This is a genomic window from Rossellomorea marisflavi (assembly GCF_001274775.1).
In the GTDB taxonomy this organism is placed as follows: domain Bacteria; phylum Bacillota; class Bacilli; order Bacillales; family Bacillaceae_B; genus Rossellomorea; species Rossellomorea marisflavi.
The window spans coordinates 1-17,068 of record NZ_LGUE01000003.1 but is presented as its reverse complement, the minus strand read 5'-3'; the positions used below and the strand labels follow the sequence as shown (position 1 = coordinate 17,068).

Genomic DNA, 17,068 nt, shown 5'->3' with positions numbered 1-17,068 from the left:
ACCACACCTACATTTCTTAGTTCGCTTGGAAGTTTTCCGGGTACCGCTCGGGTGAATACTTGGTCAGGTAGATGAATTGATTGCTTTCGCTCAATTCATTCCATCCTTCATCGGGGATGACCTTATCCTTCTCGACGGCATAGATATCATAGAGGACAGTGCCATCTTCCTTGGAGATGAATTTCACGTACCGGCGGTCTCCGCTCGTGTCGATTTCAACATCCGGCCACGAATCGGGGAGCTTCCATGTATATTGATAGTTCACATTCTCATATGTGCTTTCGACGAAGCGGGCTTCCCCGTCATCCATCAGCTGGTAGTACTCACTGATGAATGGCATATCCACATACGGCTTGTCTTCACTTCCTTCAACAAGCACAGGAATTTCGATGATCCCGTCATCATTCGTATCGATACTATTCGCCGCAGTTGCCCTGAAGAGATCTTCTTCCTTCAATCCCTTCGGCTTCACTTCCTTCAGCTTACCGTCTTTCACCCCGATGATGAACGAGGTGGAGGAGTGTGCCCCCACACTGGAATCCAGGACAGCTCCCTTGACGGACGGGGTGACGTAACCCGCTGCCGTATGATAATAAGGATACACGTAGGGGTCGAGTTTGAGCTCATCGACTTTCTCCATGTTGTCCTCATATGAGTAGAGGGTGACGTTATGCTCCTGATTCGGCACAAGGGTCGCGAGCATCAGTTCACCCCTCCCATCTTCGTTATAATCGTCGGCAAAAAAGGCACTGTATTGGGATTCAAACAGCTTCTCCGGCTTGTCTCCGCTCACATTGAAGACGAGGAGGGCCTTATCCGATGACTCATTGGAATACGAAAACCCGATCAGGACCTCATCCTTTCCGTCTCCATCAAGGTCGGCGAACTCCACCTTCTGAAGCTCCCTGCCAAGATCGCTGAACTGGGTTCTTTTCTTCCACTCCCCCTTGCGATTCTCAAGGATGACCCCTTCCATCTGGGCCGTCTTATCCGGCATCCGGTAAAAGACGATGAGTTCTTCCTCTCCGTCTCCGTCAAGATCCCGTTCAATGATGCGGTTCGTGTCCCCATCATCAAGAGGAGAGAGCCACTCGGCCTGTGCAGGCACATACTGACTGATCGCCTGCTTCAGCTCCTGCTGCTGGACCGGGAGCTGTGGGGGCTTCATCAACGACGAATTCGATTGAAATAATGAGCATCCACTGCATATCAATAATATAAGGACCACTTGTATCGTCAGTCTCTTCATTCCATTCACTTCCTACTTATAGCTTCCATCAGTATAGTGTAAACCTTCTCGACAAAAGTAACAAAAAAGTTACAACGTTCGACGGCGGTTTGTAACCGATTAGTAACCCTTTTATGAGAAGAATGTTTTACCATGGGAAATAGAGACAAACAGCGAGAAGAAAGGTGAGGGGAATGCAACAGCAGGAACGAAAATACAACAGGAGATTAAACGTGAAACGGGTCATCTTGAGCGCACTGACCCTCGTACTTATCCTATTATCCAGTATATTGATCAAAGATATCGTGGTGGCCAAGAGCTCTGGGGTCGGAGACAAATGGATTGCCTTCAACCAATCGGAATCCCCCTTAGGAGGCGAAGCAGCCAAGACCAACGAACAGGAAAAACCGGAAAAGACAAAGGATACCGAAAAAGAACAGCCTGCTGGTCCTGAACCGAAGGACGACACGGACCAGCAGGCACAGAATGATCAACAAGAAACCACGGAGCCTGACGAACAAGCTCCTGATGCTGAAACACCGGATCAGGGCACTGATCAAGAAGAACAAGCGACAGAGAAAAAGATCGTCTATCTGACATTCGATGACGGTCCGAATGAAAATACCGAAGGCATCCTTGAGGTGCTCGATCGATACGATGCCAAAGCCACCTTCTTCATGCTTGAACCGAATATGAAGACATACAGCACTGCCATTCAGGATATGGTTGCTGCCGGTCATTCCATCGGGATGCACGGCGTCAGCCATGATGTGAAGAAAATCTATCAATCCAAGGACAGCGTGGTAGGGGAAATGAAACAAGGGCAGGCGACACTGCAAGAACTCACCGGTGTAACCAGCGATCTTATCCGCGTCCCATACGGTTCCGTGCCGAACATGACACCTGCCTACCGACAGGCCGTGAATGACGCTGGCTTCCACCTGTGGGACTGGGATATCGACAGCGAGGACTGGCGCTTCCTGAGCCCCGCCTATGTCCCGAACGTGATGAAACAACTCGAAGACTATCAATATCACGAAACACCGCGGGTCATCCTCATGCACGACAAAAAGACGACCCTCGCTTCCCTTGACCAACTCCTTCAGCAGCTGACCGAACAGGGCTATGAAATGAAGGCCATCGATCAGGAGATGGAACCTGTGACGTTCAAGGGGTAAAGGGAAAAGAGGGGCGCGCAGTCCCCATGAAACGCCCAAAGACTTTTTACGATCTAAAGAGGATGGGACAAAACTAAAAAAGGCCCCTTTAATGCCGAACACGATCAGGAATGGATCTTAATACCGCTCATGATCTCCGTGCAAGACTTCGCTTTCCGCGGGTAGCCCGTGAGCCTCCTCGGCAGGCCTGCGGGGTCTCACATCAGCTACTCTTCCCGCAGGAGTCTCGTCTTGCACTCCGATCAACCGCACGATNAACCCGAATCATTTGCTTTATCGTAGGCAAATGATTCGGGTTTTACTATGACTAAAACATGTTTGTCTCAGCCTCTTTTCTTGTATACATCCATGAGTTAAAATGGAAATAAATACATATTTCGTTATCGAAGGAGGGGTTCAATGATTAAAAATAAGGCATCGGTTCTAACAGCCATGGCTATCTTCCTCATCTGCATGGCGCTATACTTCCCGTTCCCTGAAAACAAACTGAGTGAAGCCAGAACAGTATTTATGTCCTTCCCGATCACCGACAGCGACGGATTCGTCATTCTCGGCATCATCGGCAGCTTCCTATATATCAACGCCATCGTCTTTCTCGTACGTGGATTGAAGAAATACCGGATCCGCCTTGTCCTACTGACCATGTTCGCCTATGCAGCGGCTCCCACCATGGCCATCTGGCTCTATCAACATACATTGGCCAGTGGCATCTACGCCCTTTCCTATGACGACAGGAGCGAGTGTACATTTGAATCAGATGGGGACGGACATATTTATGCTACGTGCGATATAGAATTGAAGAATCATAGCCGGAATGACGTCTCATTCAACCTGCAGCTCCTCGACTCCACATACGATAAGCAATTCCCACCCGAGGAATTCCTCAAAGGCAGCTATCCCGTGACCGTGGAGGGGAAAGGCAGCCACACCGTCCTGATCGAGGATGAAATCGATCGCCCCGATCTTAAAGGTGAATTCAACGGAGCGTCCTCCGGATTCCTTCGGATCAAGGCGACGGATGGGGACTCGGAACGGAGATTTTAAAGAGGATGGCTCGATTTGAATTCTCCGTCTATTCAAAAGAAAGTAGCCGAGGGTACGTATCCTTGGCTACTTTCTTCTCTCTTTAAAAAGCATGAACTAATACAGCTTCACCAAATCCCCGAACGTCTCCAGCACTTCATCATGCTTCTCTACATGACCGAATCCATATTTGGCATAAACAAACGGGATTCCCGCAGACTCAGCAGCTTTCCGGTCTCCGTCCGTATCCCCGACGTACACCGGGGCTTTCAGGTTGTTCCTCTCTACAATCAGCTTGATGTTTTCTCCCTTACTGAGTCCCGTACGTCCGGGATTCTCGAAGTCTTCGAAGAAACGTTCAAGTTTGTGATAGTCATAGAACGTTTCGATATAGCCGTCCTGGCAGTTGCTGACGATGAAGAGCTTATAGGAACGGGACAGGGTCTCAAGCACCTTCTCCACATCCGGATAAAGCCTTCCTCCCCGTTTACCGAGAAGCTCTTCTTCCCGCTCCAGACATGCCTGTAACATCCTCGACCGCACCTCTTCATCAACGTCCGGGAATAACTTCTCCTCGATTTCTTTCACCTGAAGACCCATGACCCCTTCAAAATCCGCACGCGTCATCGTCTGTCCCGCTTCATCATGCTCCTCGATCGTCCGATTCCACGCTTCCAGAACCGTATCGATTGGATCCCAGATCGTTCCGTCCAAGTCGAATATGATACTATCCATCTATGAACCTCCTTTATGCTGATAGAGAATCTTTCTTCCAAATGCTCACCAGCCATTTGCCGTCACTATGGAATCCTGTCGAATACGTCACCGGGAGTAAGGCTGATAGAATGAGCATACCCGTAGTACCGAAATAATACCCATCCAAGAAGTGGTGATGATCGGTATACACCTTAACGAGGATGAGCATGGTGATGGTCACTGCATTGAACAGCACGCCCCCGATGGCGATGAAGGACAGCTTCAAACGGCTTTTTGATATCTCCGGAGTCCCTTCATACCGGCACATCCCAAAGATGAAAAATTGCTTTTTCACCTGTACATGTCCCACCTGAAAGAGGGGTTCACCGATCCCAACCTCGATTTTCGTCACCCGACCCCCGAATATCTTCACAAAGAAGCCATGACCGTACTCATGGATCAGGACATTGATCGGTTGAAAAAGAAAGATGGCAACGGCATAGGCGATAAGGTTTTCAAGCATGGTTCCCCCCTCCTTTAATGGTTTATATTACCATCATAACAAAAAGGCAAGGTACAAAACATGTTGAATGATAAAAAAAGACCTTCTATTCGAAAGTCTTTTAGATCACTTTTTCACCCAATGCCTCCCGTATTCATCAACACCACTCGCCATCCCTCGGGATCCTCTATCGTGACGCCCTTCTCCTTCCAGTATGGATTCTCAGGTTCCACCGGATCGTACCCCATTTCTGAAAGTCTGGATACAATCTCCTCCATTCGATCCCCATCCGGGATATAGAACACAAGGAGATTATCTTTTGTCGGTGCCTCACAGGGCCCTTCGTCTTCGCGGGTCGTGAACTCCAGATGATACGCATGCCCCGGGAGACCGAGCATGATCCCATCATACCCATTGTGCGCCTCGAATCCGCCGATCTTCTTCAGCCCGATGCCTTCCATATAAAATCGCATGACCTCGGCGAACTTCCTGGTTGGACGTGCAATGCGGAACTGGACGACTGGAAGCTCTTCATTCCATTTTTCTTTTTTCATGGGTGCCACATCCTCTCTCACCTTATTGTAGCCTGTGGAAACGGGCACCGCATTGGGGATTGGTCGCATCTTTTTTACGACCTTTGGCCGTGTTCACTCACATCTCGGGATCAAGATCTGCCATCAGCATGCCGTACACGAAACTGTCCGTCCACTCGCCCTTATTCCAGTAGTCCTGTATGAAAAGAGCTTCCTTCCTCATCCCGATCCGCTCGCACAGCTTAGCTGAAGCTTGATTCCGGCTGTCGAGGGTCGCCTGGATCCTATGAATATCGTATTCTATGAAAAGGCGCTTTACGAGCCCCCTTAGAGCTTCCGTCGCGTATCCTTTCCCTCCTGTCTCCCTTGCAAAGCTATATCCGATCTCCACCGTGTCCTTCATGCCGGTGTACCATACCGACAAATCTCCAATGACCCTGTCTCCTTCGACCACGGCGAGGCTCAGGCCCGATTCACTGGAGAGCGATTGGTTCAGGAGCTTCTTCCGGAACCGCTCCTCCCTATCCTCCGTGGTCCACGGGCCGTGGAGAAGATAGCGGCATGTTTCTTCATCTTGATAGATCGTATATACATCGTGGATGTCATCCTCTGTGAACGGTCTGACGGTGAGTCGGTCGGTTGTGAAATGCATATGGTTCTCCTCGCTTTCCTGCTCTATATGGTGCCTTCAAACACGTGAAATGGATTCCCTTTGCCGTACCCATCCAACACTTCATGGACGGTCACGTTCACAAACCCGCTTTTATGAAGCAAATCCTTACACTCTTCTACTCCGTACATGCGCATCGGAAAATCCATCAGCTCTTCTTTTAGTACCTCTCCCTCATGTATAAGGTGGTACTTCAGCTTACTATTCAGAACCCTGCTGTCCTTGTCATAGGTCATCCGCTTGTATTCTATGATGGTATTCTTTCCATCTTGAAGTCTATTGGTCTCTTTCCACTCCGGGCAGTCATCAGCCGCCTGCTGGATGATAGCTGTGATCAGTAGTTTACCACCCTGTCTTAGGGACTCCTTTAAATTCCTCAGGCACAGCGGGACGATTTCTTCCGGAAGAAGGGAGAACGACCCGAATGGGATCATGATCAAATCATAGTTATCTTGCCGGTTGAAGTGCCTCATATCTTGATGGAATACACGGGGTTCCATACCCCGTTCATTCCCCTTCACCACGCATACCTTCAGCATTTCATCCGAGATATCAAAGCCCTCAATATTGATCCCTCTCTGCATGAAAGGAATGAGCATCCGCCCGTTTCCGCACATCGGCTCCAGCACCTTCATCCCTTCGGTCACATGGGATAGGTAAAAGGCAAGCTCCTCCCCTTCAGCAATGGACTTCCCGCTTTCGTATACCTTCGTGCAAAGCTCCCCGTAGTAGTCCATTTTCTACACTCCCTTTACGTAGATGACCTTGTATATTTCAATGGGATCAGCTCCCCAATCCTGGTTTTCACCAGCTTACCGTCCACCTCCAGGATGACCAAGCATTCGGGTGAATAATCAGCGATCAATTCCCTGCACATGCCACATGGGCTCACGACACGGATCGTGCGGTCGACTTCATCGGAATATGGATGCCGGACAGCGACGATGGTATGGAAACCCTTGTGGCCCGAAGAGACAGCACTCCCCACGGCGATTGCCTCGGCGCACACGGTCACACGTCCAATGTAAGCTTCGATATGTACAGCAGAGACGATGTCACCCGATTTCGTACGTAGGGCTGCTGCGACGTGGTGTTTATCATCTTCATAGAGCATGGTGATCTTATCTTTGGCAGATTGGATCAGTTCGAAGTCCTCAGGTGTTAAATCTAGTATATTCATCTCTTGTCGCCTTTCTGTAGGTACCTTTATTTTCAGGAATACTCAGTTAATAAAGAAGATGCCCGTTGGTGACAAGCGTATTCTTTACCCCGTTACCATCTATAGTATGAGAATTGGAAATGGAAAGCCAGCAAAAAAAGTCCCCCGCATTTACCCATGCGGGGGACTTTAAAGCATATTCAGTTCTTACAACTCTACGAATCTCTTACTCAACCGTAACGGATTTTGCAAGGTTACGTGGCTTATCGACGTCACAGTCGCGGTGCAGGGCAGCGTAGTAAGAGATGAGCTGCAGTGGGATGACAGAGATAAGAGGTGTTAACAATGGGTTCACCTCTGGGATGACGAAGCGGTCTTCTTCGTCTTCCAGGCCTTTCATGGAAACGATACAAGGATTGGCTCCGCGGGCTACGACTTCTTTGACGTTACCACGGATTCCAAGGTTTACTTCTTCTTGTGTCGCCAAGGCGATGATCGGTGTGCCTTCTTCGATGAGGGCGATGGTTCCGTGCTTCAGCTCGCCTCCTGCGAATCCTTCGGCTTGGATGTAGGAGATCTCTTTCAGTTTAAGAGCACCTTCGAGTCCAACGAAGTAGTCCATGGAGCGTCCGATGAAGAAGCAGTTGCGCGTAGTGGCAAGGTATTCCTTGGCAATCGCTTCGAACTCTTCTTTCGTATCGCAGAGGGCTTCCATGGCAGTAGCAACGATTCCAAGGTCGTGGACAAGGTCGAAGCCTTGTTGGACGCCGATGGCTTTTCCTGCTGTATGTCCAAGGATGGAAAGGACTGCAAGCTGAGCTGTGTACGCTTTGGTAGACGCAACGGCGATCTCAGGACCCGCGTGAAGAAGAAGAGTGTGATCCGCTTCACGTGAAAGCGTGGAGCCTGCTACGTTCGTGATGGTGAGGGATTGGTGACCCAATTCCTTCACTTTGACGAGTACGGCACGGCTGTCCGCTGTTTCACCACTTTGTGAAATGAAGATGAAGAGCGGTTTCTCCGATAGAAGCGGCATGTTGTAGCTGAATTCGCTGGCAACATGTACTTCGACAGGGATATTGGCGCTTTTCTCGATGAACTGCTTCCCGACAAGACCTGCATGGTAGCTTGTTCCGCATGCTACGATGTAGATGCGGTCCGCTTCCTTCATGGCCCCGACGATCGGTTGATCGATATGAAGCTCGCCGTTTTCATCCTGGTACGCCTGGATGATCTTACGCATCACAAGTGGCTGCTCATCGATTTCTTTGAGCATATAGTGAGGGTATGTTCCCTTTTCGATATCGCTTGAATCGATCTCAGCTGTGTATGGCGCACGCTCCATCACTTCACCAATCAGGTTCTGGATTTCAACCTTTTCTTTGGATACGATGACCATTTCTTTGTCCATCAGTTCAACGAATTGATCCGTTACCTGAATCATGGCCATGGCATCACTTGCCACGACGTTGAAGCCTTCTCCAAGACCTACGAGCAACGGGCTCTTGTTCTTGGCAACGAAGATGGTTTCTTCGTTCTCGGCATCCAATAGGGCGATGGCATAAGAGCCTTTAAGGAGCATGAGTGTTTGACGGAATGCTTCCTCTACATCGTTTCCTTCGCTTACGAGTTTGTCGATCAGCTGTACGATGACCTCTGTATCGGTTTCACTGACGAAGTTCACTTCTGTAAGGTATTCACGCTTCAGCTGTGAATAGTTCTCGATGACACCGTTATGAACGATAGTGAAGCGTCCAGACGTGCTTTGGTGGGGATGGGCATTGTCGTGGCTTGGCACACCATGTGTCGCCCAGCGCGTATGTCCGATCCCTGTATGGCTTTCTACGCTGCTGTCTACGACTGCGCGAAGATCCGCGATACGTCCCTTTTCTTTGAACACGTGGATGCCTTCTTCATTCTGAACCGCGATACCGGCAGAATCATATCCGCGGTACTCAAGCTTCTCAAGACCTTTTAACAAGATTTCCTTTGTATCTGCATTTCCGATATATCCAACAATTCCGCACATGTGAATAGTTCCTCCTTGAAAGTACAAGGGGGCAAATCTCGTTTGGGGACAATTCGCCCCCTTATCTCTATTTGTCATTTGTATTAGGGTCACTTGAACCTTCCCTTTGTCCACCGGGTTGCCCCGATGTTTTGAAGAAGGATCATACGGTTCTGTGACTAGAACCGGGAGGCACCCGCCGATCGATCGATAGAACCTCCACCTCGTCAACTAAGCAGCCGCTTAGTCCTGGCGCTTTTTATAAATCTTGCGACCTCTTCCCACCTTTCCATTCTTGAGTCAAGTGTTTCCAGTATGTTGAAAAATTAAAAACAAAATCATCATACACCAGTTGCTTATCATCCGTCAATCAAATTATGGATGTACCGACCATTTGTTAGCGGTTTGTCACTGCTTCGCAACATGGTGACCAAACGACCATTACTATAAAATATGCATGAGGGGCCGTAGGTGACCCCTCATGCATGGAAAATCAACTATTCAGCCAGGCCCATTTCCGCCTGTACCACAGCGACGATCTCATCGACGTATCGGGCGCAAAGCTCTTCAGTCGGAGCTTCTGCCATAACGCGGACAAGGGGCTCAGTTCCGGATGGACGGACAAGGATGCGGCCGTTTCCGTTCATCTCGCCTTCCACCTTGCTGATGACCTCGCTCACCTTGGCATTATCCGTTACGTGATGTTTATCGGTCACACGGACGTTCACTAGCTTTTGTGGGAACTTCTTCATTTCACCCGCAAGCTCTGATAGGGATTTACCCGTGATCTTCATGATGTTCACAAGTTGGATCCCTGTAAGGAGGCCATCACCTGTCGTATTGTAATCCAGGAAGATGATGTGACCGGACTGTTCCCCGCCGAGGTTATAGTTGTTCTTCTTCATTTCCTCGACCACATAGCGATCTCCCACGGCGGTCTGGATGCTTTGGATGCCGTGCTCCTCAAGTCCTTTGTGGAAACCGAGGTTGCTCATTACAGTGGATACGACGGTTGATTGCTTCAAGCGGCCTTCTGATTTAAGGAATTTTCCGCAGATGTACATGATCTGGTCTCCGTCGACGATGTCCCCATTTTCATCGATGGCGATGATCCGGTCTCCGTCTCCATCAAACGCAAGACCAAGGTCCGCTCCTTTTTCCTTCACCATTTCAGCGAGCGTTTCAGGATGCGTTGAACCGACTCCTTCGTTGATGTTCAGCCCGCTCGGAGATGCCCCCATCGTGGAAATGTCGGCATCGAGATCGGCGAACAGATGCGTGGCAAGAGAAGAAGTGGCACCATGTGCACAATCGAGTGCGATATGTAGTCCGTCGAAGTCTTCATCCACTGTTTGTTTAAGATACTGCAGATACTTTTGTCCGCCCTCGAAGTAGTCACTCACCTGACCGAGATCTCCGCCTACCGGACGCGGAAGGGTATCTTCAGTAGCGTCAAGGAGCACTTCGATTTCATTCTCCTGATCATCAGACAGCTTGAATCCGTCCGGACCGAAGAATTTGATTCCGTTGTCTGCCACAGGATTGTGGGAAGCTGAGATCATGACCCCTGCCTGTGCTCCCAGTGCCTTTGTCAGATAGGAGACACCTGGTGTGGAAATGACGCCAAGTCGCATGACTTCCGCTCCGATCGAAAGGAGTCCTGCAACCAGGGCGCCTTCGAGCATATGTCCTGAGATCCGTGTATCCCTTCCAATCAATATTTTGGGACGTGTGGCATCCTTCGTCAGTACGTAACCCCCGAATCTACCCAGCTTAAATGCCAGTTCAGGTGTCAGTTCCGAGTTGGCTACTCCCCTTACTCCGTCTGTTCCAAAATACTTACCCATCATTATTCTCTCCTTTTTCAGCCCTCGGCTGATGTGTTCTTATCTTTGATTTCTACGGTTACGGTCTTTTGTGACAGGGTCCAGTCCACGTTATCCGGTCCCTGTGCAGTAATCTCCACCTCATGTTCACCCGGCTCGAGTCCCGAGAGGTCGAGGGCAAGGGAGAAGTCATCCTTCGTCACCTTGCTCACCTCATCCTGGGGGCCGCTGAGTGAGACATCCACTGCCTCTGCCTCGGGAGACGTCATGGTGTACTCATAGTCTTCCGGGAGACCCTCCGGTGTGATCTCGAGACCCGTCAGTTCCTTATCCTCATCTGTTGAGACATCGATGGTGATCTCGACTTCTTCCGGTGTCACCTTATTGAGATCGGACTGCGGGCCGATTTTCACTTTCTTCGTCGTATCTTTCTTGATGTCGGAGAGATCCACTTCGGCAAACAGCTCCTTCACTGTATCGAGGAGGCTCTGATTTCCGAAAATGGTGGCTTCTTTTGGTTTGACGCTGATGGAATTGAGCGTCACTCCTTCAGGCAGCTCACCCTTCTCCTTCACCGAAATGGGCACGGACTTGCTCGGGTTGGTGACCGAGACCGTCACATCGACCGTTTCCGGTTCTACTTCGACATCCAGTTTATTATAGTTACGGTCGAGCACTTGTACCTGTGCTTCCCTCGTGACATTCTGGTTGATTTCATTATCGACATCGATGGTCGCCTTCACATAGGTGATGCGCTCCACTTCGTCTTTTGCTCCTGTCACCTTCACGGTTTTAGGCTCCACTGCCAGCCCCTGGGCATCATAGCCGTCGGCAAGCAGTCCTTCATTGAACTCGGGCTCGACCCCGAATTCCTTCGTGACCTTCTCCTGCACCGACACATTCACATAGCCGGGGTTGACCTTCGCCTGCATCTTATCAGATAGGTTGTCTATTTTGACTTCCACCTGATGGTTCCCGATGCCGACGTCATTCAGGTCGACATACACTTGGAAGTCCTTCACCTGCTTGGCTGCTTGTACGAGGGCTTTCGGTCCCTCCAGCCTGACGTTCACCGTCTCGGGCATTCCTGTTACGACAAGGTTATCACTATCATAAAACACTTCAAGTGGCACATCCTGAACGGTTTCCACATCTTCTTGAGAGCTTCCGCTACTCGGACGATTCGCTTCTTTTTGAAGATCGCCGAAGTTGACGGACATATAGAGGATGAGTGCAAGCAGTAAACCGACGATGCGCATGAACCAACGGCTTTCCATAAACTTATCCATCTATTTCTTCCCCCTCCAGTTCCATTTCACCGAGGAAGTATTCGAACGTTCGCCCACGAGCTCATTCGTCAGGATCTCTTTGAAGCGATCAAGAGTCAGGTCGCGATAAAGCTCACCATTCTTCGTAATGGAGATGGCGCCTGTTTCCTCAGATACAACGATGGTAATGCTGTCTGTAACTTCGCTGACACCAAGCGCCGCCCGGTGACGCGTACCGAGCTCCTTTGAAATGAACGGGCTCTCGGATAGTGGCAGATAACATGCCGCTGCCGCAATTTGATTCTTCTGAACGATGACGGCACCATCATGCAAAGGTGTATTCGGGATGAAAATGTTGATGAGGAGCTCAGATGAGATCTTCGAATCGAGGGGAATCCCCGTCTCGATGTAATCACTCATCCCCGTTTCCCTCTCAAGGGTCAAAAGGGCCCCGATGCGACGCTTCGCCATATAACTGACCGCTTTGGTCATGGATTCGATGATGCGCTCTTGCTCTTCATCTTCCTGCATGCCGGATCTCGAGAACAGGCGGCCACGGCCGAGCTGTTCGAGGGCCCGTCTCAGTTCGGGCTGGAAGATGATGATGATGGCAAGGAATCCCCAGGTCAGTGCCTGCTGCATCATCCATCCGAGGGTATCAAGGCCGAAGATGCTACTGAGACCCCTTACAATGATGATAACGAAAATTCCTTTTAATAATTGTACTGCTTTCGTGCCTTTAATCAGCATGATGAGTTTGTAGATTACAAACCACACCACGAGAATATCTACAATATCGGAGACATAATCCAGTGCGGAGTAATCCGTAAAAATATCGAGAAACGGCATATTACATCCTCCAATAGCTTAATCGAAAGCGTAAGCCGCCATGTGGCTTCTTCATTTTCGTAACTTTTTTAGTATATCACATTTTGTCCTTGTCCATTAAAAGACACCCATGGCCTCTCTTGCTTTGAACTTACGTTTTACAGAAAAAAACTGACACCACGTGAATGCCAGCCCATAGAGGGATCGTCATCCACGTCCCTCTAGTCTATCTTAATTTTCAACCATTTGCGAATTTCCTAAATCCATGGTTCCTTTGACACCTTCTTTGATCTTGTACCAAAGCCATCCGAAGGCTTCATCGATCTCGTTGATGTCACCGGTCACGCTTCCGGCAGAGGCAAGATACTTATCACCGTTGATGACGGTCACATCCCCCGTGACCTTTCCTTCTATCTTCACATCGCCATTGCGTACGGTCAGATCACCCTTGACCACTTCCCCTTTTGGGACGAGGACCGTGTGATCCTGCACGACGAGATTATCATGCTTGGTGAATGAGAAATCATCATTTCCATTCCATGATGTGAAAAGTCCTCCGGTCATGAACGTCAGGAACAGCGCTGCGGCTGTGATAAGCGGGTGGCTCTTCAACCATCGCTGGAATCCTACTTTCTTCTTCTCCTTCGGAAGCCTTGCCATCACACTGTCAGTGAACCCGCTTGGTGCACTGATATGCGAAGTGCTTTGTACAAAGGCGATCGCTTTTTTAAGCTCATGAAAATGATGCTGACAATCATCGCATTCCTGCAGATGCTTCTTCAGTTCCGATGCTTGAGCGCTTCCTATATCTCCATCCAGATAATCATGCATGTATTCGATGACTTCTTCAGGACATGCTTTCATGAATGCTCCCCCTCTCTTACAAAGATCGTAATTGCTTCCGTAGGGCTTCACGCCCTCTATGCACCCTCGTCTTCACTGTACCGAGCGGCATATCCAATATCTCACTGATTTCTTGAAGGGGTAGCTCCTCAATATACTTTAATACGATGACAGAACGATATTTCTGAGGTAATTTCGAAATTTCTTTCTGGATCGTCTCTTGGAGCTCCATATTCTCCACTTCTTCTTCAGGGAGCTGGATATCAGCTGCGATTTGAGAATACATGGTCAATCCATCCGTCCCGGCTACTTCCGCATCCAGGAAGTAATCGGGTTTTTTCTTGCGTATCCGGTCTATGCACAGGTTTGTCGCGATCCGGAACAGCCAGGTGCTGAACTTCCTGTTCTGATGGAACGTCTCGATATTCACATAGGCCCTTATGAAGGCCTCCTGTGCAATATCTTCCGCTTCATGCCGATTCCCGAGCATCCTGTAGCACAGTTGGAATACCTTGTCTTTGTATAACTCCACAATTTCCCCAAATGCGTTCTGATCGCCTTTGAGAACCTGTTTGATTCTTCTATTGATGATTTCGTCCATTCCTCAACCTCCGCTCCATGCGGGTATCGTTATATACGTTACACCCTATTGAAAGGTTTCATTAATTTTATGATGTTTTTTATATTTTTTTCTTCCACTATGTTCAGGACCTTTTATCGATGAATCCGCCCCTACTATGTGAGATACAGCCCATATGGCTCAATGCACCACTATAGTGGACGAATATAAGCTGAAAAAGTTACCAGATATATAAGGTAAAAACAAGGGTAAATGAAGCCTTGAACCTATGTAAAACGGTCTCTCCTCATTATCCTAACAAATTTCCGGCTAAAAATGTTTACAATTATTTCAAAAGGGGTATAAAGGGACTAATTATTTTTATTTAGGGGGATTTTGGAAATGAGAGTGCGAGTACGTGATCTACTGTTCGAAATAGAAGACTGTCGTCGTCAGATGGTCGAGATGGCCCTGAAATCATCTTTCGCAGATGAGCAGGTTGTCGATTTGAGTGTAAGGCTCGATGATCTACTAAACCAATATCAAGGGTGTAAACACCATTGACCATACAAAAAAGGCTGATCCCTGCGGTAGGATGATCAGCCTTTTCTTTTGTCTCGATTAAAGAAGTTTTTCTCCAAATAGGGAGCCCATGAGTGCCACTGCCACCGTTGCCGTCTTATTCTTTTCATCCAGGATCGGATTCACTTCCACGAACTCTGCAGACGTAACCAACCCGGATTCCTCCAGCATCTCCATGGCAAGATGACTTTCACGGTAGCTGATGCCGCCCAGGACCGGTGTTCCCACTCCCGGTGCATCGCTCGGATCCAACCCGTCAAGATCAAGGGACAGATGGACCCCGTCGGTTTTCTCCTTCAAGTAATCAATCGCATCCTCCATCACCTTGGCCATGCCGAGACGATCGATTTCATGCATGGTGTAGACCTTGATGCCCTTCTCCTTTATAAGCTCCCTCTCGCCTTCGTCCAATGATCGGGCTCCAATCAGCACGACATTCTCCGGTTTGATCTTTACGCGGTCATGCCCAATGTCCAAGAGATCCTCATGACCGAGCCCCAAGCTCACTGCAAGCGGCATTCCATGAATATTGCCTGACGGGGATGTATCTGCCGTGTTCAAATCTCCGTGAGCATCATACCAGATCACGCCCAGGTTTTCGTAGTGAGGCGAGACGCCTGCAAGCGTGCCGATGGCAATACTGTGGTCTCCTCCGAAAATCAATGGGAAATCTCCACCTTCAATCACATCGTCCACTTTTGCTGCCAACGTCTTGCTTGCCTCAACCACCGCCTTAAGATTGCGAAGGTTCGTATCCCTGTCCTTATGTACCCGCTCCGCCTGGCCGATCTTGATATCTCCAAGGTCCTTAATGGCATAGCCTAGATCCTCTAGCCTTTCAATCACACCTGCATATCGAATAGCGCTCGGTCCCATATCGACTCCACGCCTCATTTGACCCAAGTCCATCGGTACCCCAATAATCGAAATATTCTTCTTCATCCCAACCATCCTCTCATCTCATCGTTGTATCTCCCTCCATTGTATCCGCTTTCATATCAATGACTCAACTGCACATATTCATGTATATATATGCGGACAGTCCCTAAGCTTCCTTCCTAGTTTCTTCCCTCACCCTTTCATTTTCGCCCATAACAAAAAACTCCCACGAAAGAATTCGTGGGAGTTTTCATGATGAGCCATGAAGGATTCGAACCTTCGACCCTCTGATTAAAAGTCAGATGCTCTACCAACTGAGCTAATGGCTCGTAAATGGCTGGGCTAGCTGGATTCGAACCAACGCATGTCGCAGTCAAAGTGCGATGCCTTACCGCTTGGCTATAGCCCAATAAAATGGCATAAAAAAGGGACATTTATAAGGATGTCCATTTCACAAAAGATTATACAAAATGGTGGAGGGGGGCAGATTCGAACTGCCGAACCCGAAGGAGCGGATTTACAGTCCGCCGCGTTTAGCCACTTCGCTACCCCTCCAGCTAAAGGAAAAATGGTGCCGGCAAGAGGACTTGAACCCCCAACCTACTGATTACAAGTCAGTTGCTCTACCAGTTGAGCTACACCGGCATGTTCAGTTGTACTTGATCAGCAACTCTCTTTGCATCCACCCAGCTAAAAATAAAAACCCGTGAAGGTGATTGTTTTAGTCTTGTGCGTTAGTAAAAAAGAGCTTATGGTACGTTATTTTCACTCCGCTTCGCTTCGTGAAAAAACTATGGTGGAGGATGACGGGATCGAACCGCCGACCCTCTGCTTGTAAGGCAGATGCTCTCCCAGCTGAGCTAATCCTCCGAATATAAAAATGGTGACCCATACGGGATTCGAACCCGTGTTACCGCCGTGAAAGGGCGGTGTCTTAACCGCTTGACCAATGGGCCAGTCCTGATGTTTCTCAAAAAAAAAGAAAGCTTCCAACCGGGCTCGAACCGGTGACCTCTTCCTTACCATGGAAGCACTCTACCTGCTGAGCTATGGAAGCNTACGGGATTCGAACCCGTGTTACCGCCGTGAAAGGGCGGTGTCTTAACCGCTTGACCAACGGGCCTTATATGGCGGAGAGCAAGGGATTTGAACCCTTGAGACAGCTATAAACCGCCTACACGATTTCCAATCGTGCTCCTTCGGCCACTCGGACAGCTCTCCATATAATGGCTCCACAGGCAGGACTCGAACCTGCGACCGATCGGTTAACAGCCGATAGCTCTACC

17 protein-coding genes and 8 tRNA genes are annotated in these 17,068 nt (G+C 49.1%); 3 read left to right on the top strand and 22 right to left on the bottom strand.

Annotated features, from left to right (window positions below; all coding sequences use genetic code 11):
• Positions 1-16: 16 nt before the first annotated feature.
• Positions 17-1,249 (bottom strand): FG-GAP repeat domain-containing protein, encoded by a 1,233-nt coding sequence (locus AF331_RS09250; RefSeq protein ID WP_053427877.1) that lies wholly within the window; start codon positions 1,247-1,249, stop codon positions 17-19.
• Between the two features lie 212 nt (positions 1,250-1,461).
• On the opposite strand from AF331_RS09250, the gene AF331_RS09245 reads away from it, so the two are divergent.
• Together AF331_RS09245 and AF331_RS09240 are read left to right on the top strand one after the other, a co-directional pair.
• Complete coding sequence (locus AF331_RS09245; protein ID WP_053427876.1) at positions 1,462-2,406, top strand: polysaccharide deacetylase family protein; 945 nt, start codon at positions 1,462-1,464, stop codon at positions 2,404-2,406.
• A gap of 399 nt (positions 2,407-2,805) precedes the next feature.
• Positions 2,806-3,450, top strand: a complete 645-nt coding sequence (locus AF331_RS09240) for a hypothetical protein (RefSeq protein ID WP_053427875.1) — start codon at positions 2,806-2,808, stop codon at positions 3,448-3,450.
• Positions 3,451-3,546: 96 nt separating this feature from the next.
• On the opposite strand, the gene AF331_RS09235 is transcribed toward AF331_RS09240, so the two are convergent.
• From AF331_RS09235 to sigW, 12 genes are all read right to left on the bottom strand, one after another.
• Positions 3,547-4,164, bottom strand: a complete 618-nt coding sequence (locus tag AF331_RS09235; protein ID WP_053427874.1) for an HAD family hydrolase — start codon at positions 4,162-4,164, stop codon at positions 3,547-3,549.
• Positions 4,165-4,177: 13 nt separating this feature from the next.
• Positions 4,178-4,648 (bottom strand): site-2 protease family protein, encoded by a 471-nt coding sequence (locus tag AF331_RS09230; RefSeq protein WP_053427873.1) that lies wholly within the window; start codon positions 4,646-4,648, stop codon positions 4,178-4,180.
• 113 nt (positions 4,649-4,761) lie between these two features.
• Entirely contained in the window at positions 4,762-5,181 is a 420-nt protein-coding gene (locus AF331_RS09225; RefSeq protein ID WP_053427872.1) for a VOC family protein, read from the bottom strand.
• Between the two features lie 97 nt (positions 5,182-5,278).
• On the bottom strand, positions 5,279-5,812 hold the full coding sequence (locus AF331_RS09220; RefSeq protein ID WP_053427871.1) for a GNAT family N-acetyltransferase: 534 nt from the start codon (positions 5,810-5,812) through the stop codon (positions 5,279-5,281).
• 23 nt (positions 5,813-5,835) lie between these two features.
• A complete protein-coding gene (locus AF331_RS09215) occupies positions 5,836-6,567 on the bottom strand; it encodes a class I SAM-dependent methyltransferase (protein WP_053427870.1) in 732 nt (243 codons plus the stop codon).
• Positions 6,568-6,581: 14 nt separating this feature from the next.
• Positions 6,582-7,010, bottom strand: coding sequence for a cytidine deaminase (locus AF331_RS09210; protein ID WP_053427869.1), 429 nt, complete (start codon positions 7,008-7,010; stop codon positions 6,582-6,584).
• A 205-nt stretch (positions 7,011-7,215) separates the two neighbouring features.
• Positions 7,216-9,018, bottom strand: coding sequence for a glutamine--fructose-6-phosphate transaminase (isomerizing) (gene glmS, locus AF331_RS09205; RefSeq protein ID WP_053427868.1), 1,803 nt, complete (start codon positions 9,016-9,018; stop codon positions 7,216-7,218).
• 476 nt (positions 9,019-9,494) lie between these two features.
• Positions 9,495-10,844: a phosphoglucosamine mutase gene (gene glmM / locus AF331_RS09200; RefSeq protein ID WP_053427867.1), complete on the bottom strand. Its 1,350-nt coding sequence runs from the start codon at positions 10,842-10,844 to the stop codon at positions 9,495-9,497.
• A 17-nt stretch (positions 10,845-10,861) separates the two neighbouring features.
• A complete protein-coding gene (locus AF331_RS09195) occupies positions 10,862-12,112 on the bottom strand; it encodes a CdaR family protein (protein ID WP_053427866.1) in 1,251 nt (416 codons plus the stop codon).
• Positions 12,113-12,940, bottom strand: a complete 828-nt coding sequence (gene cdaA, locus AF331_RS09190) for a diadenylate cyclase CdaA (protein WP_053427865.1) — start codon at positions 12,938-12,940, stop codon at positions 12,113-12,115.
• A 210-nt stretch (positions 12,941-13,150) separates the two neighbouring features.
• Entirely contained in the window at positions 13,151-13,783 is a 633-nt protein-coding gene (locus AF331_RS09185) for an anti-sigma factor family protein (protein WP_053427864.1), read from the bottom strand.
• Positions 13,784-13,799: 16 nt separating this feature from the next.
• Positions 13,800-14,363, bottom strand: coding sequence for an RNA polymerase sigma factor SigW (gene sigW / locus AF331_RS09180; RefSeq protein ID WP_048007331.1), 564 nt, complete (start codon positions 14,361-14,363; stop codon positions 13,800-13,802).
• 360 nt (positions 14,364-14,723) lie between these two features.
• Between sigW and AF331_RS21835 the strand changes: the two genes are divergently transcribed.
• A complete protein-coding gene (locus AF331_RS21835; protein WP_082346910.1) occupies positions 14,724-14,885 on the top strand; it encodes an aspartyl-phosphate phosphatase Spo0E family protein in 162 nt (53 codons plus the stop codon).
• A 57-nt stretch (positions 14,886-14,942) separates the two neighbouring features.
• On the opposite strand, the gene rocF is transcribed toward AF331_RS21835, so the two are convergent.
• The 9 genes from rocF to AF331_RS09130 form a co-directional block, all read right to left on the bottom strand.
• Positions 14,943-15,845, bottom strand: a complete 903-nt coding sequence (rocF, locus tag AF331_RS09175) for an arginase (protein WP_053427863.1) — start codon at positions 15,843-15,845, stop codon at positions 14,943-14,945.
• 193 nt (positions 15,846-16,038) lie between these two features.
• A tRNA-Lys gene (locus tag AF331_RS09170) sits at positions 16,039-16,111 on the bottom strand.
• 5 nt (positions 16,112-16,116) lie between these two features.
• A tRNA-Gln gene (locus tag AF331_RS09165) sits at positions 16,117-16,191 on the bottom strand.
• 62 nt (positions 16,192-16,253) lie between these two features.
• Positions 16,254-16,337 (bottom strand) — tRNA-Tyr (locus AF331_RS09160).
• A 14-nt stretch (positions 16,338-16,351) separates the two neighbouring features.
• Positions 16,352-16,427, bottom strand: a tRNA-Thr gene (locus tag AF331_RS09155).
• 149 nt (positions 16,428-16,576) lie between these two features.
• Positions 16,577-16,652 (bottom strand) — tRNA-Val (locus tag AF331_RS09150).
• Between the two features lie 11 nt (positions 16,653-16,663).
• Positions 16,664-16,738 (bottom strand) — tRNA-Glu (locus AF331_RS09145).
• 28 nt (positions 16,739-16,766) lie between these two features.
• A tRNA-Thr gene (locus tag AF331_RS09140) sits at positions 16,767-16,839 on the bottom strand.
• A gap of 71 nt (positions 16,840-16,910) precedes the next feature.
• Positions 16,911-17,003: transfer RNA gene (locus AF331_RS09130), tRNA-Ser, on the bottom strand.
• Positions 17,004-17,068: the final 65 nt, after the last annotated feature.